The organism is Actinotalea subterranea, from assembly GCF_008364845.1.
Lineage (GTDB): Bacteria > Actinomycetota > Actinomycetes > Actinomycetales > Cellulomonadaceae > Actinotalea > Actinotalea subterranea.
On record NZ_VTTP01000001.1, the window covers coordinates 324,854 to 350,876 of the forward strand.

23 protein-coding genes are annotated in these 26,023 nt (G+C 73.7%); 9 read left to right on the plus strand and 14 right to left on the minus strand.

Annotation, left to right across the window (positions count from 1 at the left end):
• Positions 1 to 46 precede the first annotated feature (46 nt).
• The 3 genes from efeU to efeB all read left to right on the plus strand — a co-directional run bounded on the left by efeU (position 47) and on the right by efeB (position 3,809).
• Positions 47 to 913, plus strand: coding sequence for an iron uptake transporter permease EfeU (efeU, locus tag FZ988_RS01520; RefSeq protein ID WP_149202231.1), 867 nt, complete (start codon positions 47 to 49; stop codon positions 911 to 913).
• Positions 914 to 1,092: 179 nt separating this feature from the next.
• Positions 1,093 to 2,382 carry an iron uptake system protein EfeO gene (gene efeO / locus FZ988_RS01525; protein WP_149202232.1) on the plus strand — a complete coding sequence of 430 codons (1,290 nt, stop codon included), beginning with the start codon at positions 1,093 to 1,095 and terminating at the stop codon, positions 2,380 to 2,382.
• Between the two features lie 2 nt (positions 2,383 to 2,384).
• Positions 2,385 to 3,809 (plus strand): iron uptake transporter deferrochelatase/peroxidase subunit, encoded by a 1,425-nt coding sequence (efeB, locus tag FZ988_RS01530; protein WP_149202233.1) that lies wholly within the window; start codon positions 2,385 to 2,387, stop codon positions 3,807 to 3,809.
• A 47-nt stretch (positions 3,810 to 3,856) separates the two neighbouring features.
• On the opposite strand, the gene FZ988_RS01535 is transcribed toward efeB, so the two are convergent.
• On the minus strand, positions 3,857 to 5,308 hold the full coding sequence (locus FZ988_RS01535; RefSeq protein WP_425457925.1) for an NAD(P)H-quinone dehydrogenase: 1,452 nt from the start codon (positions 5,306 to 5,308) through the stop codon (positions 3,857 to 3,859).
• Between the two features lie 111 nt (positions 5,309 to 5,419).
• Between FZ988_RS01535 and FZ988_RS01540 the strand changes: the two genes are divergently transcribed.
• Complete coding sequence (locus tag FZ988_RS01540; protein ID WP_149202234.1) at positions 5,420 to 6,262, plus strand: purine-nucleoside phosphorylase; 843 nt, start codon at positions 5,420 to 5,422, stop codon at positions 6,260 to 6,262.
• On the plus strand, positions 6,262 to 8,106 hold the full coding sequence (locus FZ988_RS01545; RefSeq protein WP_149202235.1) for a phospho-sugar mutase: 1,845 nt from the start codon (positions 6,262 to 6,264) through the stop codon (positions 8,104 to 8,106). Before FZ988_RS01540 ends, FZ988_RS01545 begins: the two co-directional genes overlap by 1 nt.
• Before the next feature lie 17 nt (positions 8,107 to 8,123).
• Here the strand turns inward: FZ988_RS01545 and FZ988_RS01550 are convergent, their stop codons facing one another.
• The 13 genes from FZ988_RS01550 to FZ988_RS01615 form a co-directional block, all read right to left on the minus strand.
• Positions 8,124 to 8,894 carry a glycerophosphodiester phosphodiesterase family protein gene (locus FZ988_RS01550; protein ID WP_246169077.1) on the minus strand — a complete coding sequence of 257 codons (771 nt, stop codon included), beginning with the start codon at positions 8,892 to 8,894 and terminating at the stop codon, positions 8,124 to 8,126.
• A 10-nt stretch (positions 8,895 to 8,904) separates the two neighbouring features.
• Positions 8,905 to 9,636, minus strand: coding sequence for a deoxyribose-phosphate aldolase (deoC, locus tag FZ988_RS01555; protein ID WP_149202236.1), 732 nt, complete (start codon positions 9,634 to 9,636; stop codon positions 8,905 to 8,907).
• Positions 9,633 to 10,775 (minus strand): adenosine deaminase, encoded by a 1,143-nt coding sequence (locus tag FZ988_RS01560; protein WP_149202237.1) that lies wholly within the window; start codon positions 10,773 to 10,775, stop codon positions 9,633 to 9,635. Before FZ988_RS01560 ends, deoC begins: the two co-directional genes overlap by 4 nt.
• A 45-nt stretch (positions 10,776 to 10,820) precedes the next feature.
• Entirely contained in the window at positions 10,821 to 11,042 is a 222-nt protein-coding gene (locus FZ988_RS01565) for a hypothetical protein (RefSeq protein ID WP_149202238.1), read from the minus strand.
• A gap of 429 nt (positions 11,043 to 11,471) precedes the next feature.
• Entirely contained in the window at positions 11,472 to 12,491 is a 1,020-nt protein-coding gene (locus FZ988_RS01575; RefSeq protein ID WP_149202239.1) for a hypothetical protein, read from the minus strand.
• A gap of 115 nt (positions 12,492 to 12,606) precedes the next feature.
• Positions 12,607 to 13,920 (minus strand): thymidine phosphorylase, encoded by a 1,314-nt coding sequence (locus tag FZ988_RS01580; RefSeq protein WP_149202240.1) that lies wholly within the window; start codon positions 13,918 to 13,920, stop codon positions 12,607 to 12,609.
• A gap of 10 nt (positions 13,921 to 13,930) precedes the next feature.
• Complete coding sequence (locus tag FZ988_RS01585; RefSeq protein WP_149202241.1) at positions 13,931 to 14,347, minus strand: cytidine deaminase; 417 nt, start codon at positions 14,345 to 14,347, stop codon at positions 13,931 to 13,933.
• Positions 14,348 to 14,354: 7 nt separating this feature from the next.
• Positions 14,355 to 15,650, minus strand: a complete 1,296-nt coding sequence (locus tag FZ988_RS01590; RefSeq protein ID WP_425457927.1) for an ABC transporter permease — start codon at positions 15,648 to 15,650, stop codon at positions 14,355 to 14,357.
• Positions 15,647 to 16,879 carry an ABC transporter permease gene (locus FZ988_RS01595; protein WP_149202242.1) on the minus strand — a complete coding sequence of 411 codons (1,233 nt, stop codon included), beginning with the start codon at positions 16,877 to 16,879 and terminating at the stop codon, positions 15,647 to 15,649. Before FZ988_RS01595 ends, FZ988_RS01590 begins: the two co-directional genes overlap by 4 nt.
• Entirely contained in the window at positions 16,876 to 18,459 is a 1,584-nt protein-coding gene (locus tag FZ988_RS01600; RefSeq protein ID WP_149202243.1) for an ABC transporter ATP-binding protein, read from the minus strand. The genes FZ988_RS01595 and FZ988_RS01600 overlap by 4 nt, the downstream gene beginning before the upstream one ends.
• Before the next feature lie 172 nt (positions 18,460 to 18,631).
• Positions 18,632 to 19,765 (minus strand): BMP family lipoprotein, encoded by a 1,134-nt coding sequence (locus tag FZ988_RS01605; protein WP_149202244.1) that lies wholly within the window; start codon positions 19,763 to 19,765, stop codon positions 18,632 to 18,634.
• A gap of 217 nt (positions 19,766 to 19,982) precedes the next feature.
• A complete protein-coding gene (locus FZ988_RS01610) occupies positions 19,983 to 21,197 on the minus strand; it encodes an amidohydrolase (protein ID WP_149202245.1) in 1,215 nt (404 codons plus the stop codon).
• Positions 21,194 to 22,339, minus strand: a complete 1,146-nt coding sequence (locus tag FZ988_RS01615; RefSeq protein WP_149202246.1) for a mannose-1-phosphate guanylyltransferase — start codon at positions 22,337 to 22,339, stop codon at positions 21,194 to 21,196. The genes FZ988_RS01610 and FZ988_RS01615 overlap by 4 nt, the downstream gene beginning before the upstream one ends.
• A gap of 251 nt (positions 22,340 to 22,590) precedes the next feature.
• On the opposite strand from FZ988_RS01615, the gene sdhC reads away from it, so the two are divergent.
• The 4 genes from sdhC to FZ988_RS01635 are packed head-to-tail and all read left to right on the plus strand — an operon-like array spanning position 22,591 to position 26,002.
• Positions 22,591 to 22,926: a succinate dehydrogenase, cytochrome b556 subunit gene (sdhC, locus tag FZ988_RS01620; protein WP_246169155.1), complete on the plus strand. Its 336-nt coding sequence runs from the start codon at positions 22,591 to 22,593 to the stop codon at positions 22,924 to 22,926.
• Entirely contained in the window at positions 22,926 to 23,387 is a 462-nt protein-coding gene (locus FZ988_RS01625; protein WP_149202248.1) for a succinate dehydrogenase hydrophobic membrane anchor subunit, read from the plus strand. Before sdhC ends, FZ988_RS01625 begins: the two co-directional genes overlap by 1 nt.
• Positions 23,388 to 23,438: 51 nt before the next feature.
• Positions 23,439 to 25,223, plus strand: coding sequence for a succinate dehydrogenase flavoprotein subunit (sdhA, locus tag FZ988_RS01630; RefSeq protein WP_149202249.1), 1,785 nt, complete (start codon positions 23,439 to 23,441; stop codon positions 25,221 to 25,223).
• On the plus strand, positions 25,223 to 26,002 hold the full coding sequence (locus FZ988_RS01635; protein ID WP_149202250.1) for a succinate dehydrogenase iron-sulfur subunit: 780 nt from the start codon (positions 25,223 to 25,225) through the stop codon (positions 26,000 to 26,002). Before sdhA ends, FZ988_RS01635 begins: the two co-directional genes overlap by 1 nt.
• Positions 26,003 to 26,023: the final 21 nt, after the last annotated feature.

The following is a 26,023-nucleotide window of genomic DNA, read 5'->3' on the forward strand; positions in this document are numbered from 1 at the left end:
AGGTAAGGCACTCCTCACTCCGAGGACCTGGGCGAACCGGCGGACGATGCTCGCGAACTACCTGATCGGACTGCGTGAGGGCCTCGAGGCCGCCCTCGTCGTCGGCATCCTCGTCGCGTACCTGGTGCGCTCGGGTCGCCGCGACCTGGTGGGCCAGGTCTGGCTCGGCGTCGCGACGGCAGTGCTCGCGTCGCTCGCGCTCGGCGCGCTCCTCACCTGGGGCCCCTCGGGCCTCACGTTCGAGGCGCAGGAGGCCATCGGCGGCACGCTGTCCATCCTGGCCGTCGGCCTGCTCACCTGGATGATCTTCTGGATGGGCAAGACGGCCCGGCACCTCAAGGCCGACCTGCACGCACGGCTCGACGACGCCCTGACCGCCGGCCGCTGGGCGGTCCTCGTCACGACGCTCCTCGCCGTGGGCCGTGAGGGGCTCGAGACCGCGCTCTTCCTCTGGGCGGCCGCCGAGGCGACCGGCTCGACGACGCGCCCGCTCACAGGTGCCGTGCTCGGCCTCGCGACCGCGACGGTGCTGGGCTGGGCCATCTACCGGGGCGCCGTCCGGCTCAACCTCCGGGTGTTCTTCGCCTGGACGGGCCTCTTCCTCGTCGTGGTCGCCGCCGGCGTGCTCTCCTACGGCGTGCACGACCTCCAGGAGGCGGGCATCCTCCCCGGCCTCGGCGCCCTCGCCTTCGACGTCAGCGCGGCCGTCCCTCCGCAGAGCTGGTACGGGACGCTGCTCAAGGGCATCTTCAACTTCTCGCCCGCCACGACCTGGCTCGAGCTCGCCGCCTGGACCACCTACCTCGTCCCGACGGCGACCCTCTACGCCCGCACCGTGTGGGGACGACGCGCCGGCCCGGCTCCGACCGCCCCCGCGGCGGCGCCCGCCACGACCGGCGCCCTCGCCTCCTGAGCGACGCGGCCGCACCGCGGCACCAGGCCCGACGGGCCACGCCTGCACCACCCCACCGCTCCTGCCCGCCATCGCACCCGCCCGCCATCGCACCCGCCCCGCCATCGCCCCCGCCCCACCGCCCGCACCGGTCCCCGGTCGCGGAGGCGGGCGACCTCACCTCGGAGACCGCGCAGACCATGAACCCGCACCCCACCACGGCCCGCCCGACCGGCGACGACGACGCCCGCGCGACCACGCAGCGCCCGGGCGCGCGCACGGCCCGCCGGCTGCGCGGCGCGGCGGCGATCGCCCCGGCCGCACTCCTGGTGACGGCCCTCGCCGGCTGCGTCGCCAACGACCCCGCCCCCACCGGCGCGGACGGCGCCGAGGGCACCGGCCCGACGACGATCACCGTCGACTCGAGCGCCGACGCGTGCACGCTCTCGGCACCCGAGGCGCCGTCAGGCACCCTCGTCTTCGAGGTCACCAACTCCGGCGACGAGGTCACCGAGTTCTACCTGCTCGCCGAGGACGGCCTGCGCATCGTGTCCGAGGTCGAGAACGTGGGGCCCGGCATCTCGCGCGACCTCGTCGTCACGGCGCCGGCCGGCACCTACGTCACGGCCTGCAAGCCCGGCATGGTCGGCGACGGCATCCGCGCGGACTTCACGGTGACGGACTCGGGCGTCGACGTCGGGCCCACGGGTGACACGGCCGAGCAGCTCGCAGCCGCGAGCGACGCGTACGTCGCCTACGTCAAGGACCAGGCCGCGCAGCTCCTCGCCGCGACCCAGGCGTTCTCGGACGCGTACGTCGCGGGCGACGACGAGACGGCGCGCGCCGCCTACGCCCCGACACGCGTCCACTGGGAGCGCATCGAGCCGGTCGCCGAGTCGTTCGGGGACCTCGACCCGCGCATGGACCTGCGTGAGGCGGACGTCGAGGCCGGGACGGAGTGGACCGGGTGGCACGTGCTCGAGAAGGACCTCTGGGCGCCCGCGCCCGAGGCCAACGGCGGAGCGGCCTACACGCCCCTGACCGCCGAGGAGCGCACCCGGTACGCGACGCAGCTCGTCACGGACACCCAGGACCTCTACGACCGCGTGCACGACGCCGGGTTCACGCTCACGGCCGACCAGATCGGCAACGGCGCGAAGAGCCTCCTCGACGAGGTCGCCACGGGCAAGGTCACGGGCGAGGAGGAGATCTGGTCGCACACCGACCTGTGGGACTTCCAGGCGAACGTCGACGGCGCCAAGGTCGCGTTCGACGGGCTGCGCGAGGTCGTCGAGGCCAAGGACCCGGAGCTCGTCGACGAGCTCGACCAGCGGTTCGGCGAGGTCCAGGCCCTGCTCGACGAGCAGCGTGCGGGCGACGGCTTCCGGCTCTACACGGAGCTCAGCACGCAGGAGGTGCGCGCCCTGGCTGCGGCCGTCGACGCCCTGGGCGAGCCGCTCTCGCGCCTGACCGCCGCGGTGGTCCTCTGACCATGGGCGACCACGGTCCCGCGGGCACGCCCGCCGACGCCACGGACGAGCACGCCGAGCACCCCGGGCACGCCGGGCACGCCGGGCTTGCCGCACGCTCGTTCTCGCGTCGCTCGCTCCTGGGCCTCGCCGGCGCCGGCGTCGCGGGGCTCGCGGGTGCGGGCGCGGTGGGCTGGGCCGCGGGCTCCGGCGCCCTCTCGGCGGGCTCAGCCGGGTCCGGCGGCGCCGGCGGAGCCGTGCCGGGCGGCGGGTCGTCCGACGTGCACGCGCTCGTCGGGCGTCACCAGGCCGGCATCGTCACGCCCGCGCAGGACCGTCTCCACATGGCGGCCTGGGACCTCACGACGACGTCCCGCGACGACCTCGTGGACCTGCTCCGCCGGTGGACGGTGGCCGCCGCGCGCATGACCCGGGGCCTTCCCGCGGGCGAGCTCGGACCGGACTCGGGGCCCTACGACGCGCCACCGGACGACACGGGCGAGGCGTTGGACCTGCCCGCCGCCCGGCTCACGCTCACGTTCGGGTTCGGCGGCTCGCTCTTCACGACGGCCGACGGGACCGACCGGTTCGGGCTCGCCGGTCGGCGTCCGGCCGCCCTGGCTGACCTGCCGCACTTCCCCGGCGACGCGCTCGAGGACGCACGCAGCGGCGGCGACCTCGTGGTCCAGGCGTGCGCGGACGACCCGCAGGTCGCCGTCCACGCGATCCGGAACCTCTCCCGGATCGCGTTCGGCACCGCAGCCGTGCGCTGGAGCCAGCTCGGCTACGGCCGCACGTCGTCGACCTCCACGAGCCAGGCGACGCCCCGCAACCTGTTCGGCTTCAAGGACGGCACCGCCAACCTCAAGGCCGAGGAGCCGGAGCAGCTCACCGAGCACGTGTGGGCGCAGGCGACCGACGGCGCCGGCGAGGGCGGTGACGCGGCGTGGATGGCCGACGGCACGTACCTCGTCGCCCGGCGCATCCGCATGATCATCGAGACGTGGGACCGGTCCTCGCTGCGCGAGCAGGAGACGATCATCGGCCGGACCAAGGGCTCCGGGGCGCCCCTCTCGGGCGGCGAGGAGCACACCGAGCCGGACATGGCCGCGGCCGGACGGGACGGGGTGCCGCTCATCGCGGTCGACTCCCACGTGCGGCTCGCGCACCCGACGAGCAACGGCGGCGCCCGCATGCTGCGCCGCGGCTACAACTACACCGACGGCTCGGACGGCCTCGGACGGCTCGACGCAGGCCTGTTCTTCCTCGCCTACGTCCGGGACCCACGCTCCCAGTACGTCCCGATGCAGACGGTGCTGGCCCGCGACGACGCGCTGAGCGAGTACCTGCGCCACACCGGGTCCGGCCTGTACGCGGTGCCGCCCGGCGTCCGGGACGAGGCCGCGATCGCGGCCGGTGACTTCGTCGGGTCCGGCCTGTTCGCCTGAGGTCGCGCGGGTTCGCCCGACGGCCCCGCGGGCGCCGGACCCGCCCGTCAGTCCTGGCGCTGGTGCAGCACGCGCGCGACCTCGGCGATCGAGCCCGACAGCGACGGGTACACGGTGAACGACTGCGCGATCTCGTCGGCCGTGAGGCGGTGGCTCACGGCGAGGGTCAGCGGGAAGATGAGCTCGCCGGCCCGCGGCGCGACCACGACCCCGCCGAGCACGATGCCCGTCGCCCCGTGGGCGAACACCTTGACGAACCCGTCCTTCATCCCGAGCATCTTCGCGCGCGGGTTCCGCGCGAGCTCGAGCGTGCTCGCCACGTAGCGGATGCCCGCCTCGTCGAGCGCCTTCTGCGACATGCCCACGGTGGCGATCTCGGGAGCCGTGAAGATGTTCGCCGCGACCTCCCGCAGGTCGAGCGGCACCACGGCGTCGCCGAGCGCGTGCGCCATCGCGATCCGTCCCTGCATGGCCGCGACGGACGCGAGGGGCAGGACGCCCGTGCAGTCCCCCGCCGCGTAGACCCCGCGCGCCGACGTCCGCGAGACCTTGTCGACCTCGACGTGCCCCGAGCCCGTCAGCCGCACGCCGGCCTCCTCGAGACCCAGGCCGCGCGTCGCCGGGACGGACCCGACCGCCATGAGGCAGTGCGAGCCCTCGACGACGCGGCCGTCCGCGAGCGTGACCTCCACGCCCGTGGCGGTGCGCCGTGCGCCCGCCGCACGCGACCGGCTCAGGACCGTCATCCCGCGTGACCGGAACACCTCCTCGATGACCTCGGCGGCGTCGGCGTCCTCCCCCGGCAGCACGCGGTCGCGCGAGGAGACGAGCACGACGTCCGAGCCGAGCGCGTTGTAGGCGCCCGCGAACTCCGCGCCGGTGACGCCCGAGCCGACGACGACGAGCCGCTCGGGCAGCTCGCTCAGGCCGTACAGCTGGGTCCAGGTGAGGATCCGCTCGCCGTCGGGCTGCGCCTCGGGCAGGGTCCGGGGCGTCGCACCCGTCGCGACGAGCACGACGTCGGCCTCGAGCACGCGGTCCCCCACGACGACCCGCTGCGGCCCGTCGAGGCGGCCCTCACCCGTGAGCAGCTCGACGCCCTCCTGCTCGAGGCGCGCCCGGATGTCGCCCGACTGGGCCTCGGCGAGCTCGACGACGCGCGCGTTCACGCGGCCCAGGTCGACCTGGTGCCCACGGGCGGGCCCGTCGACCGGCAGGCCCGCGGTGCGGATGCCCAGCTCCGGCGCCCGGTCCGCGATGGTCATCCACTCCGCGGTCGCGATGAGGGTCTTGGACGGGACGACGTCCGTGAGCACGGCGGCGCCGCCCCACCCCGTGCGCTCGACGATCGTCACGTCGGCGCCGGACCTGCGCGCGACCAGCGCGGCCTCGTAGCCGCCCGGGCCGCCGCCCACGACGACCACGCGCGGCGACGGGCGCCCGGGGGGCACGGGTGCGGACGGTGCGGGCTCGGCCAGGCCGGGTGTCGTCGACGTCACCCCGGCATTCTGCCGTGGGACGCGCGACGCTGCGCGCGGGCACGTCCCGCGGGGCACCCGCTGGGCCCCGGGGCCCAGCACGGACGCCGCAGCCCCGCTAGCCTCGGGCTCATGAGCGCCACGAGCAGCGCGGGTCCCGCCGCGATCGACGACCCGACCACCGACCCCTTCGACGTCGCCCGCGAGGCGGCCGCCGCCATCGCCGAGGCCACGGGTGTGGCCCGCCACGACATCGCGCTGGTCCTCGGCTCCGGCTGGGGCGGCGCGGCCGAGCTCGTCGGCGAGACCGTCGCCGAGGTGCCGAGCCACGAGATCCCGGGGTTCAGCGCCCCGGCCGTGGTCGGCCACGTCGGGACGCTGCGCTCGGTGCGGCTCCCCAGCGGCGCCCACGCGCTCGTCCTCGGCTCCCGCACCCACCTCTACGAGGGCCGCGGCGTGCGGCGCGTCGTGCACGGCGTGCGCACGGCGGCGGCGACCGGTGCCCGCGCCGTCGTCCTGACGAACGGCTGCGGCGGCCTCAACGCCGACTGGGCGCCGGGGACACCCGTCCTCATCCGCGACCACCTCAACCTGACCGCGACGTCCCCGCTCGAGGGTGCGACGTTCGTCGACCTCACCGACCTGTACGCGCAGCGCCTGCGCGACGTCGCGCACGAGGTCGACCCGACGCTCGCCGAGGGCGTCTACGCGCAGTTCCGCGGCCCGCACTACGAGACGCCCGCCGAGGTGCAGATGGCCGGTCGGCTCGGTGCGGACCTCGTGGGCATGTCGACGACGATCGAGGCGATCGCCGCCCGCCACGCGGGCCTCGAGGTGCTCGCCATCTCGCTCGTGACCAACCTCGCGGCGGGCATCAGCCCGGTCCCGCTGTCCCACGCCGAGGTGATCGAGGCGGGTCAGGCCGCCGCACCGCGCATCAGCCGGCTCCTCGCCGACATCGTGGGGAGGATCTGATGGCCGAGGACCTGACGACCGCACAGCCGTCCGACGCCCTGGACCCCGACCTCGCGGCCGCGGTGCGCGCCTGGGTCGACGACGACCCGGACCCGCAGACCGCCGAGCACCTCACCGAGCTCCTCGCGGTCGCCGAGGGCGGCGACCCCGCTCTGCGCGAGGCGGCTCGCGTCGAGCTCGCGGACCGGTTCGCGCGGACCCTCGAGTTCGGCACCGCCGGGCTGCGCGGCGCGCTCGGCGGCGGTCCCAACCGCATGAACCGCGCCGTGGTCATCCGCACCGCCGCCGGCCTCGTGCGGTACCTCACCGAGGCGCTCGCCGAGCTCAAGGGCGACGGCACGTTCGACGTCGAGGGACCGCGCGTCGTCATCGGGTACGACGCCCGGTTCAACTCCGACGTGTTCGCCCGGGACACCGCAGCCGTCGTCATGGCGGCCGGCGGCCACGCCCTGCTCCTGCCCGCACCGCTGCCGACGCCCGTGCTCGCCTACGCGGTCCGGCACCTCGGGGCCGACGCGGGCGTCATGGTCACGGCGAGCCACAACCCGCCGCAGGACAACGGGTACAAGGTGTACCTGGGCGGGCGCGTGGTCACCGACAGCGGGCAGGGCTCGCAGATCGTCCCGCCCTACGACGCGGCGATCGCGGCCCACATCGCGGCCGTGCCGTCGGTAGCCTCGGTCCCGCGCTCGGAGGGCGGCTGGACCGTCCTCGGCGAGGAGGTCCTCGACGGGTACCTCGCGGCCGTGGGCGCGCTCGCCGACCCCACGACGCCCCGCGACCTGCGCATCGTCCTGACACCCCTGCACGGCGTCGGCGGGCACGTCGCCGAGCTCGTGCTGCACGGCGCCGGGTTCTCGGACCTGCACATCGTCGCGGAGCAGGCGCTGCCCGACCCGACCTTCCCGACCGTCGCGTTCCCCAACCCGGAGGAGCCCGGCGCGATCGACCTGGCCCTCGCGCTCGCGCAGGAGGTCGACGCGGACCTCGTCCTCGCGAACGACCCCGACGCCGACCGCTGCGCGGTCGCGGTGCGCGACCCGCGCCTGACCGCACGCGGCTCGGCGTCCGGCCCCGGTGCCGCACGCGACGAGGGCTGGCGCATGCTGCACGGCGACGAGGTCGGCGCCCTGCTGGGCGAGGACGTCGCGCGCCGGAGCGAGGGCAGCGGCGGGGTGCTGGCGAGCTCGATCGTGTCCTCACGCCTGCTCGCGCGCATCGCGGCCGACCACGGGCTCGAGCACCGCTCGACGCTCACGGGGTTCAAATGGATCTCACGCGTCGACGGCCTCGTGTTCGGCTACGAGGAGGCCCTCGGCTACTGCGTCGACCCGGGCGTGGTCAGGGACAAGGACGGCCTGAGCGCCGCGCTGCTCCTGGCGCAGCTCGCCGCGCGCGTGCACGCGGAGGGTCGCACGCTCATCGACCTCCTCGACGACCTCGCCGTCCGGCACGGCCTGCACCTGACCGACCAGCTCTCGGCACGGTTCGCGGACCTCGACCAGATCCCGCAGACGATGGCGCGCGTGCGCAGCGCACCGCCGGCGACGCTCGCGGGCTCGCCCGTGGTCGAGCTCACCGACCTGTCGCAGGGCAGCGTCGACGGGCCCGAGGGCCTGCCGCCCACGGACGGCCTGCGGCTCGTCGCCGCCGACGGCACACGCGTGGTCGTTCGCCCGTCGGGCACGGAGCCCAAGGTCAAGTGCTACCTCGAGGTGATCGTCCCCGTCGAGGCGCCCGGCGACGGCGCTGACGACGTCGACACGGTCGGGGCGGCCCGCCGGGTCGCGCGCGAGCGCCTCGACGCCGTCCGGGCCGACGTCGCGGCGGCCCTGGGGCTGTAGTCGGGTGGCACGGGGCCTCAGGCCCCGTGCCACTCCCCACGCTCGGTGAGGACGTCGCGCAGCACGTCGGACCGGTCGCTCACGAGGCCGTCGACCCCGAGGTCGAGCAGGCGGTGCATGGCGTCCGCGTCGTTGACGGTCCACACGTGCACCTGGACGCCGGCGGCGTGCGCCGCCTCGACGGTGGCGCGCGTGACGACCCGGACGCGCCCGGAGCGCTCGGGGACCTGCAGGCAGTCGACGGTGCGGAGCACGCGCCGGCTGACCGCGCCGGAGCGGGCGCCCACGAGGAACGCGGCGACCGTGCCGTTGCCCGCGGACGTCGCGACCGGACGTGACAGGCGCCGGACCACGGCGCGTCGGCGTGCGTCGGAGAACGACGCGATGCAGACCCGGTCGTGCGCGCCCGTACGCTCGATGACGTCGACGGTGGGGCCGATCGCCGAGGCGGCCTTGACGTCGATGTTGACGCGCAGGCCCGGCCACGCCCCGAGGAGGTCCTCGAGCCGTGGCACGGGCTCCACGCCGCCGATCCGCGCGCGACGCACCGTCGACCAGTCGAGCGACGCGACGGCGCCCGAGCCGTCGGTCACCCGGTCGAGCGTCGTGTCGTGGAACGCCACCGCGACGCCGTCGCGGGTCGCGTGCACGTCGGTCTCGACGTACCCGTAGCCGAGCTCGACGGCGGCCGCGAAGGCTGCCATCGAGTTCTCGAGCCCCGCACTCGACCACCCCCGGTGCGCGAGCGCGATGGGCCCGGGGTGGTCGAGGTAGCGGGGCCCCGGCACGTGGTCGGCGTCAGTAGCCGGAGCCCGCGGGCCCGTCCGCCGCCGTGCCCGCGTCAGAGCCGTCGAGCCCGTCGAGGACGGCAGCTGTCCCCGACAGGCCGAGGCGTGTGGCGCCGGCGGCGATCATCTCGCGGGCGGCAGCAGCGGTCCGGATGCCCCCGGAGGCCTTGACGCCGAGCCGCCCACCCACCGTCGCGGCCATGAGCTCCACCGCGTGCGCGCTCGCGCCACCGGCCGGGTGGAAGCCCGTCGACGTCTTGACGAAGTCCGCACCGGCGGCCTCGGCGGCCCGGCACGCGCCGACGATCTCCTCGTCGGTCAGCGCGGCCGACTCGATGATCACCTTGAGCACCGTGGGCGCGGGGGCGGCGGCACGCACCGCGGCGATGTCACGCTCGACGGCGGAGAAGTCGCCCGCCTTGGCCGCACCCAGGTCGATCACCATGTCGACCTCGTGCGCGCCGTCGGCGACCGAGCGCGCCGCCTCGGCGGCCTTGACCTCGCTGTGGTGCTTGCCCGACGGGAAGCCGCACACCGTCGCCACGAGGACGTCTCCCGCGTCGACGGGCAGCATCGACGGCGAGACGCAGATGGAGTAGACGCCGAGGCGCTGCGCCTCCGCGACGAGCGCCTCGACGTCCGCCGGCGTCGTCTCCGGCTTGAGCAGGGTGTGGTCGACGATGCGGGCGACCGTGGTGCGGTCGATCGTGCTCGGGTCGAGGGGGGTGGTGTGGTCACTCATGCGCGGTGCCGTCCGTTCGCCTGCACGGTGTAGCCGGGCAGGATCGTGTCGTCGACGAGCGCCTGCCGCTCGTCGTGATGGATGAAGCCGTTCCAGGCAGCGGTCAGGGCCGCGTCCCGCAGGTCGTCGAGGGTCCAGCCCGCCTCGTCGACGAGCAGCTGGAGCTCACGCGTCATCGAGGTGCCGGACACGAGCCGGTTGTCGGTGTTGATCGTCACGGCGAACCCGAGGCGCGCGAGCGCCGTGGCCGGGTGCTGCGCGACGGACCGCGCCGCACCGGTCTGGAGGTTCGACGTGGGGCACAGCTCGAGCGGGACCTGCTGGTCACGGACCCAGTGGGCGAGGTCCCCGAGGACGGCCTCGTCGAGCCCGTAGGGGTCCTCGGCCGTCGGCTCGCCGAACCGGATGTCGTCGACGACGCGCAGGCCGTGCCCGAGCCGGAGCGCACCGCCCGTGTGCAGCGCGTCCGCGATGGAGTCGACGCCGTCGGCCTCGCCCGCGTGGATCGTCACCGGGAAGCTCGCGCGCCGCAGCGTGCGCAGCGCCCGCTTGTGCTTGCCCGCCGGGAACCCGGCCTCGGGCCCCGCCAGGTCGAAGCCGACGACGCCGCGGTGCCGGTTCGCGAGGGCCAGCTCGGCGACGTCCTCGCTGTGGTGCCTGTCGCGCATCGCCGCGAGCACCTGGCCCACGCGGATCGTCCGACCGGCGAGAGCGGCCTCCGTGACGCCCTCGGCGATGCCCTCCTGGACGGCGTCGACCACCTGCTGGGGGGTCAGCCCGCCACGCACGTGCAGCTCCGGTGCGTACCGCTGCTCGGCGTACACGACGCCGTCGGCCGCGAGGTCGATGACGGACTCGCGGGCCACACGGCGCAGGTCGTCGGCGGTCTGCAGGACGGCGAGCGTGTGCTCGAACGTGCTGAGGTACTGCTCGAGCGAGCCCGACGAGGCGGCCGTGACGAACCAGCGGCCGAGCGCCTCGGGCTCGTCGGCGGGCAGGGGGTGCGCCGCCCGGCCGGCGAGCTCGATGAGCGTCGCGGGGCGCAGGCCCCCGTCCAGGTGGTCGTGCAGGACGACCTTCGGCAGGGCGGCGATCGCCTCGGGCGTCACGTGCGAGGGCACGGCGGTGCTAGCGGTCATGGGGACCACGCTAGCGGTGCCGGACCGGGACCTCGGCCGTCCCGCTCACTGCCCCGGGTACTCGTCCACCTCGTCCTCGGGCACGTCGAGCGCCTGCTCGACGACGTCCGGCTCGTCGGCCTCGTCGCGCAGGTCCGGGCGCGGCGCAGCGGGCTGGTGCTCGGGGTCGACGGGGACCGTCGCCCTCTCGGACGACGGGACCTCGGCGTTCTCGGGCGGCACCAGACCCGCATCGGCCCAGGAGCTGTCACCAGGGATCGTGCTCATCGCAGCCACCTCTCGCTCGGGCCCGCCACGAGGGCGGGCGCACCGGGTCCGTCACCCCCATCGTCGCCCTCCCCCCACCCCACCGCCACCGCACCCCGAGGGACGCGATCCCCAGCCCCCGCCCTCCGCCGGCGGGCCCCCGGGCCTCCGCGCCTCCGGGCCACCGCGCCACCGCGCCACCGGGCCACCGGGCCACCGCGCCCCCCGACCTCCGCACGTCCCGGGCCTCCGGGCCTCCGGGCCTCCGGGCCTCCGGGCCTCGAGATCGCACATCTGCACCGAGGTCTTACATGCGCGAGTGCGATCTGGGTGCACATGTGCGATCTCGGCGACCGGGTGGGGGCGTGGGGTGGCGGGCGGGGCGGGCCGGCGGGTGAGGTGGCCGGGGGCCCGGAGGGTCAGGGGGCGGCGGGTCAGGGGGCCAGCGGGTCAGGCGGCCGGCGGGTGCGGGAGCAGGGCCCAGGTGAGGTGCGACCAGCGGCCGAGGGCCGGGACGGGGTCCGAACCTGCGACGAGCACCTCCCGCGCGACCTCGTGGGTCGAGCCCGCGCTCGGCTCCCAGAGCGTGAAGCGGTCGGTCTCGCGCCGCGTCTCCGTGCCTCCGTGCCAGGAGCGCCCGACCGCGAGGACCACGTGACGCGGGACGGCCGCCGCCCATCCCCCGTCGCTGTCGCCGCCGCTGTACAGCGGGACGGGGACGCCGTGGTCCAGCGCGAGCCCGACCTGGTCGAGCACACCGTCGAGGTGGCCGCGGTCCGTGTCGTCGAGCACGACGCCGGCGAAGGCCGCGCCGGGGAAGCGGGCCGCGCGCGCCGCCGCCCACGGCGGCGTACCGAGGGCCGGGGGCCATGGCAGGCCGACGAGCGCCTGCCGTGTCGTCCGCGCCTTGAGCACCCTCTGGACCGCCTCGGAGCGACGCTCGACCGACGCCCCGGCCAGGCGCTCGAGCGCCGTGCCCGACGCAGCCGAGAGCTCGGGCGGTGCTGCTGCCGCGAGCGTCGCACCCGTCAGGAGCCATGCGGCGAGCGCCGGGTCGCCGAGAGCGGCGACGACGGCCAGCACGGCGGACCCGCACGTCGTCCCGTCGACCTGCCGCGCCGCACGGCCCAGGGCGCTCACCGGGTCATGGAGGCCGGCGGCCAGGGTCGGGCGGTCCGCGCACAGGCCGGCGATCTCCTCGACGGCTGCGACGGTGCCGTGCGCGGCGAGCGTGCGCACGAGGACGTCACGCACGGGTGCCCCCGCGTGCCCCGCATCGACGACCAGGGCGTCGTACCGCGCGCGGTCCCGGCCGTCGAGGCGCGCCCGGCGGGCCCGCGCCACGCCGTCACGCACGTCGCCCGCGCCGTCGGGCCTCGTCCACGGCGCGAGACCACCGCCCGGCCACGGCGCCACGCTCCCGGGCCAGAGGCCCGCGCGGTGCAGCAGCGTCGTCAGCTGGACGCCCATCCGAGCCTCCTCGTCGCGAACCCGGAGCCGCACTGCCACGCCGTGCCCCGCCGTGCACCGCCCGGACCGTCCGAGCCGGTGGCGCACGGCCGCCGGCTCGGACGCCCGGAGGGTCTCAGCCCGCCGTGATGCGCTCGATGACGATCGGACGCTCCGTGGGACGCGAGCCCTCGGGGGCGATCGTGACGGCCGACGCGAGCGCCTCACGGGCCCGCTCGAACCGCTCGGGCGTGTCCGTGTGCAGCGTCATGAGCGGCTCACCCGCACGCACCAGGGCGCCCGGCTTCGCGTGCAGCTCGACGCCGGCGCCAGCCTGGACGACGTCCTCCTTGCGCGCGCGACCGGCCCCGAGCCGCCACGCCGCGACGCCGACGGCGAGGGCGTCGAGCTCGACGAGCACGCCGTCCGCGGGCGCGAGCACCTGCTCGGTCTCGCGTGCCACGGGCAGCGTCGCGTCCGGGTCACCACCCTGGGCGGAGATCATCCGGCGCCACACGTCCATCGCGCGTCCGTCGGCGAGGGCGTCGGCCGGGTCCACGTCGGTGCGGCCCGCGGCGGCGAGCATCTCGCGCGCCAGCGCGACCGTGAGCTCGACGACGTCGGACGGGCCCCCGCCCGCGAGCACCTCGACGGACTCCCTGACCTCGAGGGCGTTGCCGGCCGTCAGGCCCAGCGGCGTCGACATGTCCGTCAGGAGCGCGACCGTGCGGACGCCGGCGTCGGTGCCGAGGGCGACCATGGTGCGCGCGAGCTCCGCGGCCCGGTCGACGTCCTTCATGAACGCGCCGCTGCCGACCTTGACGTCCAGCACCAGCGCACCGGTGCCCTCGGCGATCTTCTTGCTCATGATCGAGCTCGCGATGAGCGGGATGGCCTCGACAGTGCCCGTCACGTCCCGGAGGGCGTACAGCTTGCGGTCGGCCGGCGCGAGACCCGAGCCGGCCTGGCAGATGACGGCGCCGACCTCCTCGAGCTGGCGCATCATCTCCTCGTTGGTCAGCGCCGCGCGCCAGCCGGGGATCGCCTCGAGCTTGTCGAGCGTCCCGCCCGTGTGGCCCAGCCCGCGGCCCGAGAGCTGCGGGACCGCGACGCCGCACGCCGCGACGAGCGGGGCGAGCGGCAGGGTGATCTTGTCGCCCACGCCGCCCGTCGAGTGCTTGTCCGCCGTCGGGCGCGAGAGCCCCGAGAAGTCCATGCGCTCGCCCGAGGCGATCATCGCCGCCGTCCACCGCGCGATCTCGGCGCGGTCCATGCCGTTGAGCAGGATCGCCATGGCCAGCGCGGACATCTGCTCGTCCGCGACGACGCCGCGCGTGTACGCGTCGATGACCCAGTCGATCTGCCCGTCGCTCAGCCGCTCGCGGTCACGCTTCGCGCGGATGACGTCGACGGCGTCGAAGCGCTCGTGCTCGGTGGTGCTGGTGCTCATGGGATGCCCTTCAGGCTCGTTCGATCAGGTCGTCGGGACCGAAGGCGTCGGGCAGCACCTCGGTCATCGGCTTGATGCCGCTCACGGTGTCGACCAGCAGGCGCGCGCCGCCGGCCTCCCACAGGAGCTGACGGCACCGCCCGCACGGCATGAGGGCGTTCCCGTGGCCGTCGACGCACGCGAACGCGACGAGGCGGCCGCCGCCCGAGGTGTGCAGGGCGCCGACGAGCGTGCACTCGGCGCACAGGCCCACCCCGTACGAGGCGTTCTCGACGTTGCAGCCGACGACGATGCGGCCGTCGTCGACGAGGGCGGCCGCCCCGACGGGGAACTTCGAGTACGGGGCGTACGCCGTCGTCATGACCTCACGGGCGGCGGCCCGCAGGGCGTCCCAGTCGATCTCGTCCGGGGTGGGTGCTGCGGTCATGTCGTCCTCACTTGACGTAGGGGATGCCCTCGGCCGCGGGGGCACGGACGCGCCCGACGAGACCGGCGACGGCGAAGATCGTCGCGAGGTAGGGCAGCATCGCCAGGAACTGGCTCGGGACCGGGGAGCCGAGGTTGTTGAGGACCTGGCGCAGGGCGTCCGCGAAGCCGAACAGGAGCGACGCGGCGAGCGCGCCCTTGGGGCTCCACCGGCCCAGGATCATCGCGGCGAGCGCGATGTAGCCCTTGCCCGACGTGAGCTCCTTCGTGAACGCGAGACCGGCGGCGACGAGCGCCGCGCCACCGAGGCCCGCGACGGCACCGCCGAGGACCGTGTTGCGCACGCGCGTCCGGTTGACGTTGATGCCGACCGTGTCCGCCGCCTTGGGGTGCTCGCCGACGGAACGCATGCGCAGGCCCCACCGGCTGCGGAAGACCATGACCTGGAGCACCGCGACCGCCACGTACATGAGGTAGATGACGATCGAGTGGTTGAAGAGCACCGGCCCGATGACGGGGATCGACGACAGCACCGGGATGGGCAGCGTCGGGAGCCGCGGCGGGTTGTTGAGCGCCTGCGGGTTCTGGGTGAGCACCGTCGAGAACAGGTAGTTCGTGATGCCGATGACCAGGACGTTGAGCACGACGCCCACGATGATCTGGTCGATCCGGTACTTGACCGCGAACGTCACGAGCACCCAGCCGACGAGCGCACCCGCGAGGGGCGCGGCGACGAGCCCGAGGTACGGGTTGCCGGTCTGGCTGCCCACGACGACGGCGAGGAACGCCCCGCCGAGGAGCTGCCCCTCGATGGCGATGTTGATGATGCCCGAGCGCTCGCACAGCAGGCCGGCCATCGCGCCGAAGACGAGCGGCACGGCGAGGACGAGTGCGCTCGTGAGCAGCACCGTCACGGGCATCGCGTTGCTGTTGCCGGCCATGACCCACACGAGGAACGCGAGGAGCACGACGCCGCCGAACACCATCGGCAGCCACGCCGGGACCTTGACCCGCTGCGCGGTCATCCACGTCGCCCAGGCGGCCAGCGCCACGGCGACGACGGACAGCAGGAGGGCCGTGAGCTGCGACGGCACCGCGAACGGCGCGATCTCGGTGAAGTCCCCGCGGCTCGACACCATGAACCGGGTGGTGTCGTCGCCGGGCGTCATCAGGGCGAAGACCACGAGCGAGATGAGCGAGACGACGCCGTAGATGACGGGCGTGCGCCACGCGATGCGGGCCTGCACGGCGCCGGCGGTCTGCACCTGCGGCGTGGCGGGCGGGGTGCTGGTCAGAGCGCTCACGCGACAGCCTCCTTGGTCGAGCGGCCGAGGCGGCGGCCGATCCAGTGGATCGGCGAGAGTGCCCGGACGAGCGGCGGAGCCGCGATGAGCAGGACGATGGACGCCTGGATGACCAGGACGATGTCGATCGGGGTGGCGGCGGACGTCTGCATGAGCGGGGAGCCCGCACGCAGCGCGCCGAAGAGCAGCGCCGCGAGCACCGTGCCGAGGGGCTTGGACCGGCCGAGGAGCGCGACGGTGATCGCGTCGAAGCCGATCGAGCCGGCGCTCCCGGCCTGGAGGGTCTTGTCCGTGCCGAGGATCTGCGCGGCGCCGCCCATGCCGGCGAGCGCACCGGCCGTGAGCATGACCGCGACGAACACGAGGTTGACCCGGATGCCGGCCGTGCGCGCGGCGCGCTGGTTGGCGCCGACGGCACGGAACTGGAAGCCCAGCACGGACCGTTCCATGAGCCACCAGACGCCCACGGCCGCGAGGAGCGCGACGACGAAGCCCCAGTGCAGCCGGAAGCTGTCCCCGAGCATGCGCGGGAACCACGCGGTGTCCGCGACCTTCGGCGAGATCGGCCGCGTGCCGCCCTGGGCGAGCAGCGTCGTCGTCAGCAGGTACGAGACGAGGTACAGGGCGATCGAGTTGAGCATGATCGTCACGATGACCTCGTTGGCGCCGGTGCGGGCCTTGAGGAGGCCCGCGATGCCGGCCCACAGCGCGCCGACCACCATCGCCGCGAGGCACGCGAGGACGACGTGCACGACGACGGGCAGGTCGAACGTGATGCCGACGTACGTCGCCGCAGCCGCGCCCATGAGCACCTGGCCCTGGGCACCGATGTTGAACAGGCCCGAGCGGAAGCCGACCGCGAGGCCGAGCCCCGTGAAGATCAGCGGGACCGACGCGACCATGGTCTCGGTGATCGGCCGGATCTGGCGGACCCCCTCGGCCTGGTAGTCGAACACCGCGCCGCGGAACAGGGCGGAGTACGCCGAGTAGATCGCGTCCCACGCGGCGCCGAAGAAGTCGCTCGGCCGGGCGAAGAGGTACGCGGCCGACTCCTGGACCTCGGTGTTCGCCGCGGCGATGAGCACGGAGGACGCCACGAGCGCCGTGACGATCGCGAGGATGATCACGAGCCAGGAGGAGTCGAGCACCTCCTGCAGCAGGTTGCGCTCACGGGTCTGGCCCGCGGGCGGCTGCGCGGAGGGCGCAACCAGGGTGTCGGTGGTCGTCACGGGGTCTCCTCGTTCATGGCAGAGCGGTCGGCCGCACCGAGCAGGGTGTGGTGCTCGCTGGCCGCCTGGTGCGCGTCCTGCGGGGGGGCACCGGCCATCATCAGGCCGAGCACGTCACGGCTGGTCCCACCGGGGACGATCCCGATGATCCGCCCGCGGTACATCACGGCGATGCGGTCGGCGAGCGCGAGGACCTCGTCGAGCTCGGTCGAGATGATCACGACCGGGGTGCCGTTGTCGCGCTCGGCGACGATGCGCTTGTGCACGAACTCGATCGAGCCCACGTCGAGACCGCGCGTCGGCTGCGACGCGACGAGCAGGCGGAGCGGGCGGGACATCTCGCGGGCCAGCACGACCTTCTGCTGGTTGCCGCCGGACAGGGTGCTGACCGGGTCCTGGATCGACGTCAGCCGCACGTCGAACTCGCCGACGCGCCGGTCGGCGTTGGCCGCCACGCGCTTGGGGCTCAGCGAACCGGCCCGCGCGAACGGCTCACGCGTGTGGAGGTCGAGGATGAGGTTCTCGGCGATCGAGAAGCTCGAGATCAGGCCGTCGGTGCTGCGGTCCTCGGGCACGAAGCCCACGCCCGCCTCGAGCACGTCGTCGACGCTGCGGCCGAGGAGCTCGTCGCCATCGAGCGTGATCGAGCCGCTCCGGGCGTGCATGAGCCCGAGGATCGTCTCGGCGAGCTCGGACTGCCCGTTGCCCTGGACGCCCGCGAGCGCGAGGATCTCGCCCCGGCGGACGTCGAAGGAGATGTCGTCCACGACGCGCGCGCCCCGGTCGTCGATGACGGTGAGGTTGCGGACCTGGAACGTCGCGTCGCCCGGCTGCGCGGGTGCCTTGGCGACGCCGAGGCTCACCGAGCGCCCGACCATGAGCGACGCGAGCTCGCCCTCGGAGGACTGCGGGAGGGCGGTGCCGACGACCTTGCCGCGGCGGATGACGGTGATCCGGTCCGCGACGGCGCGGACCTCGCGCAGCTTGTGCGTGATGAAGACGATCGACGTCCCTGCGGCCTTGAGCTGCCGCATGATGCCGATGAGCTCGTCCGTCTCCTGGGGCGTGAGCACCGCGGTGGGCTCGTCGAGGATGAGCACCTTCGCGTCGCGCGACAGCGCCTTGATGATCTCGACGCGCTGCTGGACGCCCACGGGCAGGTCCTCGACCATCGCGTCGGGGTCGACGTCGAACCCGAACCGGTCGGAGATCTCCTTGACGAGCGTGCGCGCACGCGCCAGGTCGATGATGTTGCCCGGACCCCGGACCGGCTCGTGGCCGAGCACGACGTTCTCGGCCACCGTGAACACGGGCACGAGCATGAAGTGCTGGTGGACCATGCCGATGCCCGCGGCCATCGCCTCGCCGGGCCCCGCGAACTTCACGGGCCGCCCGTCGATGCGGATCTCGCCGCCGTCCGGGTCGTAGAGCCCGTAGAGGACGTTCATCAGGGTCGACTTGCCGGCCCCGTTCTCGCCCAGGAGGGCATGGATCTCGCCCGCCTCGAAGGTCAGGTCGATGGAGTCGTTGGCCACCAGCGGTCCGAACCGCTTGGTGATCCCCCGCAGCTCAAGCTTCACGGCTTCCTCGCCCCTTACTTCGTTCTCGTCACGACAGTAGAGATGTTCCACCACTCGGACGAGTGGTGGGCCGACGAACGGCCCACGTCGGGCCGTCCTGGGCATGGCAGGCCGGTGGCCCGGGGCGTCAGGCGCCCCGGGCCACCGGGTCGTTCACGTGGGACCGGACCGACTACTCGGTCGGCGTGGCGGAGACGGACTCCACCACGAGGTCACCGGCGATGATCTGCTCGCGCAGGTCGTCGACGGCCGTGACGAGCGCCGGGTCGACAGTGCTCTCGAAGTCGTGGAGCGGCGCGATGTCCACGCCACCGTTCTCGAGGGTACCGACGTACGGCGCGGCGTCGAAGCCGCCGTCAGCAGCGGTCGCGATCGTGTCGAAGACGGCCGTGCCGATCTGCTTGATGATCGAGGTCAGGATGAGCTGCTTGGTGTCCGCGTTCGACGCCTGCATGTAGCCGTCCGAGTCGACCCAGATCACGGAGACGCCCTCGGTCTGCGACGCGGCGTTGAGCGAGCCGGCGCCGACGGGACCGGCGACGGGCAGGATCACGTCAGCACCCGAGGCGATGAACGTCTCGGTCGTGGCGCGGCCGGCCTCGGTGTCGGAGAAGTTCCCGATCATCGAGCCGTTCTGCGCCTCCTTGTCCCAGCCCAGGACCTCGACCGTGGTGCCGCTGTCCTCGTTGTACTTCATGACGCCGTCGTAGAAGCCGTCCATGAAGATCGTGACCGAGGGGAAGGGCATGCCGCCGTACGTGGCGACCTTGGGCTCCTCGGCGTCGGTCGCGACGGCGTGGCCGGCGGCCAGGTAGCCGGCGAGGAACGCGGCCTCCTGCGTGTTGAAGAGCAGGGGCTTGGCGTTGTCGTACGTCACCGGGTTGAAGTCGGCGTCGCTGAACGCGCTGTCGACGAGCGCGAAGTCGATGTCCGGGTTCGCCTGGGCGGCCATCTCGATGGCGTCCTCGAGGGCGAAGCCGACACCGATGATGAGGTTGCAGCCCTCCTGGACCATCGAGTCGACGTTGGTCTCGTACTGGCCCGGGTCGGACGACTCGGCCGTGCGGACCTGGATGCCGAGCTCGGACTCGGCGCGCTCGAGGCCCTCGAAGCCCGACTGGTTGAACGAGGCGTCGTCGAAGCCACCCTCGTCGGACACCATGCACGCGGTGTAGTCGACGGTCTCCCCCGCCGTCTCCTCGGCACCGGGCTCGGTGGTCTCCTCGTCCTCCGGGGCAGCCGCACAGGCGGCAAGTGCCAGGGCGGTCGCGGTGGCCAGCACCGCTGCTCGCGTCAACTTCTTCACGTCGTCACTCCTGTTGTTGTTCGTTCGACGCCGGGCCGCCCAGGCACCACGCGAGGGCTCCGCGTGGCGTCGTCGCCTCGGGGATGAGCTCGCACCTGGTCGGCTGCTGTGACTCGAACAGTAGCCGTGCGCAGATCACGGCTGTGTTACCGGCGGGTAGGTCGCACGGGTTGTTACCCAACCGGAATGTTGCGCCCGCCACACCGGACCGCCCCCGTCACACGGGCCGCTGGTCCGCCGGTCGGCCCGCGAGCACGGCGACGCGTGCGAGGAGCCGTGCCCCGACCCCGATCGCCCGCTCGTCGACGTCGAAGTCGCCCTGGTGGATGTCGTACGTCCGGCCGCCGGGCGTGCGTGTACCCAGGCGCGCCATCGCACCCGGCGCGCGCGTGAGCAGCCATGCGAAGTCCTCGCCGCCGAGCGACTGCTCGGTCAGCTCGAGCGCGTCGGCGCCGAGCACGTCGCGAGCGGCGACGTCGAGCAGGCGCGTCGCGGCCGCGTCGTTCTCGACGGGCGGCACGCCCCGGTGGTGCTGGATGTCGACGCCCACCTCGTACGGCGCGACGACGTGCTGGACCGCCTCGCGCAGCACCGTCGCGGCCTCCTCCCACGCACGCGCCTCGAGGCAGCGCAGCGTGCCGCGGACCGTCCCCGTCGCGGGGATCGCGTTGTTCGCGGTGCCCGCGTGCACCTGGCCCCACGTGAGGTTGACCCCGGACCGCGGGTCGAGGCGTCTGCCCAGCACGGCCGGCACCTGCGTGATGACCTGCCCGAGCGCGAACACCACGTCGCCCGTCAGGTGCGGCCGCGAGGTGTGGCCGCCCGCGGACGTGAGCGTCACGGTCACCGGGTCGGACGCCGAGGTGATCGGGCCGATCCGGGAGCCCACGTGGCCGACGTCGAGCTTGGGGTCGCAGTGCACCGCGAAGATCTGCGCGACACCGTCCATCGCGCCGGCCTCGAGGGCGTCGAGCGCCCCGCCGGGCTGGATCTCCTCCGCCGCCTGGAAGAGCAGCCGGACGCCCGTCTCGAGCCCGCCCTCGGCCGCGATCTCCGCGAGGACGAGCCCGGCCCCGAGCACGACGGCCGTGTGGACGTCGTGGCCGCACGCGTGGGCGACGCCGGGAACGGTCGACGACCACGGACGCCCGCACGCGTCGTGGACGGGGAGCGCGTCGAGGTCCGCACGCAGGGCGATGCGCCGACGCCCGGTCGTGACCGCCCCCGGCCCGATGTCGCAGACCAGGCCCGTGCCGGGCAGGAGCCGCGGGTCGAGGCCTGCCGCGCGCAGGCGCGCGGCGACCAGGTCCGTCGTCCGCCGCTCGGTCTTGGCGACCTCGGGGAGGGCGTGCAGGTCACGGCGCAGCTCGACGAGCTCGTCCAGGTGGGCGTCGACCCGTGCGTTGATCTGGTCGACGGTCGCGACCGTCACAGCAGCCCCTCGTGGCCGGCGGCCCGGACGGCGTCGACCACGGACTTGACCTGCTGCGCGTGGGCGCGCGTCGTGACGAGCAGCGCGTCGGGCGTGTCCACGACCACGACGTCGTCGACGCCCAGGACCGTCACGAGCCGTCCGGCCGCGGGCACGACCACGCCGCCGCGCACGTCCACGGCGAGCACGTCCTGCGCGCGGCCGAGCACGCGGGGGCCGTCGCCCTCGCCGGGTGCCAGGAGCGGCGTGAGGGCCGCGAAGTCGCCGATGTCGTCCCAGCGGAAGTCCCCGGGCACGACCGCGACCCCGCCCGCGGCCGCGACGGGCTCCGCGATCGCGTGGTCGATCGCGATGCGCTGCAGGCCGGGCCAGACCCGCTCGAGGACCGCCGGCCCGTCCGGGCCGTCCCACGCGGCGGCGATCTCCTGGAGGCCGTCGTGCAGCACGGGCAGGAGCGCGTGCAGGTGGTCGAGGAGGACCTGCGCGCGCACGATGAACATGCCCGCGTTCCAGCGGTACTCGCCGGTGGCGAGGTACGCGGCGGCGGTCTCGGCGTCAGGCTTCTCCGTGAAGCCGACGACGTGCCGGACCTGGGGCGCGTCCGCGAGGCCCAGCGGCTCGCCCATGTGCACGTAGCCGAACGCGGTCGACGGCTCGCTCGCGGCGATGCCGATCGTCGCGACGTACCCGGCCCGCGCGGCCTCGACGCCTGCGCGCACGGCCTCGGCGAAGCCCGGGCCGCTGTCGATCACGTGGTCGGCGGCGAACGAGCCGATCACGACGTCGCCCTCACGCCGGGCGAGCACGGCCGCCGCCAGGCCGATCGCCGCCATCGAGTCGCGCGGCGAGGGCTCGGCGAGCACCGCTCCCGCCCCGAGCTCGGGGAGCTGGGCGCGGACCGCCTCCTCGTGACGCCGGCCCGTCACGACCACGACGCCGCCCGGCCCGGTCAGGGGCAGGAGCCGGTCGACCGTGCTCTGCAGCAGGGTGCGTCCCGTGCCGGTCAGGTCGTGCAGGAACTTCGGTGCGCCGGCCCGGGACAGGGGCCACAGGCGGGTCCCTGCCCCGCCCGCGGGGACCACCGCGCGGAACGGGAGGGCGTCGGGACGGTCGGCGGCGGGGCTGGGCGTGTGCGCGGACATGCCCCGATCCTGCCAGGCCGGGCCGGTGTGGTGTTGGTCACAAACGCGGCGGTACCGGGACCCCAGGCCCTTGTCGACGGCGTGCCACGCGTCGTTCCGTGGCTACAGTCGGGTCGTACAGTGACAACCGCCCGCGACCGGGACGCACCGGCGCGGACGACCACAGGGGACGACGTCGTCACCTCGACCTGCCGGGAGGATCACCAGTGCCCGAAGCACCGGCTGGCACGCTCTACCGCGGACGCGAGGGGATGTGGTCCTGGGTCGCGCACCGGGTGACCGGCTTCCTCATCTTCTTCTTCCTCCTCGTGCACGTGCTCGACACGGCGCTCGTCCGGGTCTCCCCCGAGGCGTACAACGCCGTGATCGGCACCTACAAGAACCCGGTGATGGGCCTCGGCGAGCTCGGCCTCGTCGCCGCGATCGTCTTCCACGCGTTCAACGGCATCCGCGTGATGCTCGTCGACTTCTGGAAGAACGGGCCCCGCTACCAGCGCGTCATGCTGTGGGTCGTCGTCGGGCTCTTCGTCGTGACCATGGCCGGGTTCGCGCCCCGTCACCTCATGAACGTCTTCGGAGGCCACTGATGACCGCGACCACCGAGGCCCGGTCGCCGATCCCCGCGCCCCGCAGCCCCCGCAACCGGCGGACCACGCGCACCAACTACGAGCTGTACGGCTGGGTCTTCATGCGCGCGTCGGGCGTCCTGCTCCTCGTGCTCATCTTCGGCCACCTCTTCATGAACCTCATCGACGGCGACGGCATCAGCGCGATCGACTTCGGGTTCGTCGCCGGCAAGTGGGCCTCCCCGTTGTGGCAGGTGTGGGACCTCCTCATGCTCTGGCTCGCGATGATCCACGGGACCAACGGCGTGCGGACGATCATCAACGACTACGCCGAGCGCACGGGCACGCGCGTCGTGCTCAAGAGCGCCCTGTACCTCGCGTTCACGGTGACCGTCGTGCTCGGCACGCTCGTCATCTTCACGTTCGACCCGTGCCCCCCCGGCAGCCCGGCCGACCTGCTGCCGTCGTTCTGCACCGCCTGAGCCCCGGCACCTCGCCGCTCCCACCCGAACCGACGAAGGACTGAAGACCTGATGCAGACCCACCAGTACGACGTCGTCATCGTCGGAGCGGGGGGCGCCGGGATGCGCGCGGCGCTGGAGTCGTCCACACGGGCCCGGACCGCGGTGATCTCCAAGCTGTACCCGACGCGCTCCCACACCGGCGCCGCGCAGGGCGGCATGTGCGCCGCGCTCGCCAACGTCGAGGACGACAACTGGGAGTGGCACACCTTCGACACCGTCAAGGGTGGGGACTACCTCGTCGACCAGGACGCCGCCGAGGTCATGGCCAAGGAGGCCATCGACGCGGTGCTCGACCTGGAGAAGATGGGCCTGCCCTTCAACCGCACGCCCGACGGCCTCATCGACCAGCGGCGGTTCGGCGGGCACACGCGCAACCACGGCGAGGCAGCCGTGCGGCGCTCCTGCTACGCGGCCGACCGCACCGGCCACATGATCCTGCAGACGCTCTACCAGCAGTGCGTCAAGCAGGACGTCGAGTTCTTCAACGAGTTCTACGTGCTCGACGTGCTCCTCACGGACGACCTGTCGACCGGTGACGTGCCCGACGGCCAGCCCGTGCGCGTCAGCGGCGTGGTCGCCTACGACCTCGCGAGCGGCGAGATCCACGTGTTCCGCGCCAAGTCCGTCGTCTTCGCGACGGGCGGCGCGGGCAAGATCTACAAGACCACGTCGAACGCGCACACCCTCACGGGCGACGGCATGGCGCTCGCCCTGCGGCGCGGCATCCCGCTCGAGGACATGGAGTTCTTCCAGTTCCACCCGACAGGCCTGGCCGGGCTGGGCATCCTGCTCTCCGAGGCCGCGCGCGGCGAGGGTGCGATCCTGCGCAACAGCGAGGGCGAACGCTTCATGGAGCGGTACGCCCCCACGATCAAGGACCTCGCCCCGCGTGACATCGTCGCCCGCTCCATGGCGAACGAGGTGCGCGAGGGCCGCGGTGCGGGCCCCAACAAGGACTACGTCCTGCTCGACCTGACGCACCTCGAGCCGGCCCACATCGACGCCAAGCTCCCGGACATCACCGAGTTCGCGCGGACCTACCTGGGCATCGAGCCCTACACCGAGCCGGTCCCCGTGTACCCCACCGCGCACTACGCGATGGGCGGCATCCCGACGACGATCGACGCCGAGGTGCTGCGCAACAACACCGACGTCATCGGCGGGCTCTTCGCCGCAGGCGAGGTCGCGTGCGTGTCCGTGCACGGCTCCAACCGCCTCGGCACCAACTCGCTGCTCGACATCAACGTGTTCGGCAAGCGCGCCGGCATCTCCGCCGCCGCCTACGCCGCGACCGCGGACTGGGTCGACCTGCCGCAGGAGCCGGCGGCCGCCGTCGTCGGCGAGATCGAGCGCATGCGCGACGCCGCCGCGGGCGAGCGCGTCTCCGACCTGCGGCGCGCCCTTCAGGAGTCCATGGACGCCAACGCCCAGGTGTTCCGCACCGCCGAGTCGCTCACCGCAGCGCTCACCGACATCCGCACCCTCCAGAAGCGGTACCGGTCTGTCGGCGTCCAGGACAAGGGCAAGCAGTTCAACACGGACCTGCTCGAGGCCCTCGAGCTCGGGTTCCTGCTCGACCTCGCGGAGGTCGTCGTCGTCGGCGCCCTCGCCCGCGAGGAGTCCCGCGGCGGGCACTTCCGTGAGGACTTCCCCGACCGCGACGACGCGGCCTTCATGAAGCACACGATGGCCTACCGCCGCCCCAGCGCCGCCGAGCCCGGGGAGACGGAGATCCGCCTCGACCACAAGCCGGTGACCGTGACCCGCTACCAGCCGATGGAGCGCAAGTACTGATGACCACCGTCCTGGAGACCACGGGGCACGCGACCCCCGAGCCCGCAGCCGAGGTCGGGGCGATCCCGAGCTTCGACGTGACCCTGCGCATCCGCAGGTTCCTGCCCGACACGCCCGAGGCCGAGGCGTACTGGGAGGAGTTCACCGTCACCGCGCACGGCACCGACCGGGTGCTCGACGCGATGCACAAGGTCAAGTGGGAGGTCGACGGCTCCCTGACCTTCAGGCGCTCGTGCGCCCACGGGATCTGCGGCTCCGACGCGATGCGCATCAACGGCCGCAACCGGCTCGCCTGCAAGACGCTGCTCAAGGACCTCGACATCAAGAAGCCGATCACGATCGAGCCCATCAAGGGTCTCCCCGTGATCAAGGACCTCGTGGTCGACATGGAGCCGTTCTTCGCCTCGTACCGCGAGATCATGCCGTTCCTCATCACCAACGGGAACGAGCCGACGCGCGAGCGCCGCCAGTCCGCCGAGCAGCGCGAGCGCTACGACGACACGACCAAGTGCATCCTGTGCGCCGCGTGCACGTCGTCGTGCCCCGTGTTCTGGACCGACGGCCAGTACTTCGGCCCCGCCGCGATCGTCAACGCGCACCGGTTCATCTTCGACAGCCGCGACGAGGGCGCCGCGCAGCGCCTGGAGATCCTCAACGACCGCGAGGGCGTGTGGCGGTGCCGCACGGTCTTCAACTGCACCGAGGCGTGCCCGCGCGGCATCGAGGTCACCAAGGCCATCCAGGAGGTCAAGCGCGCGATGATCACCCGCGCGTTCTGACGGCACCCTGCCGGGAGCAGG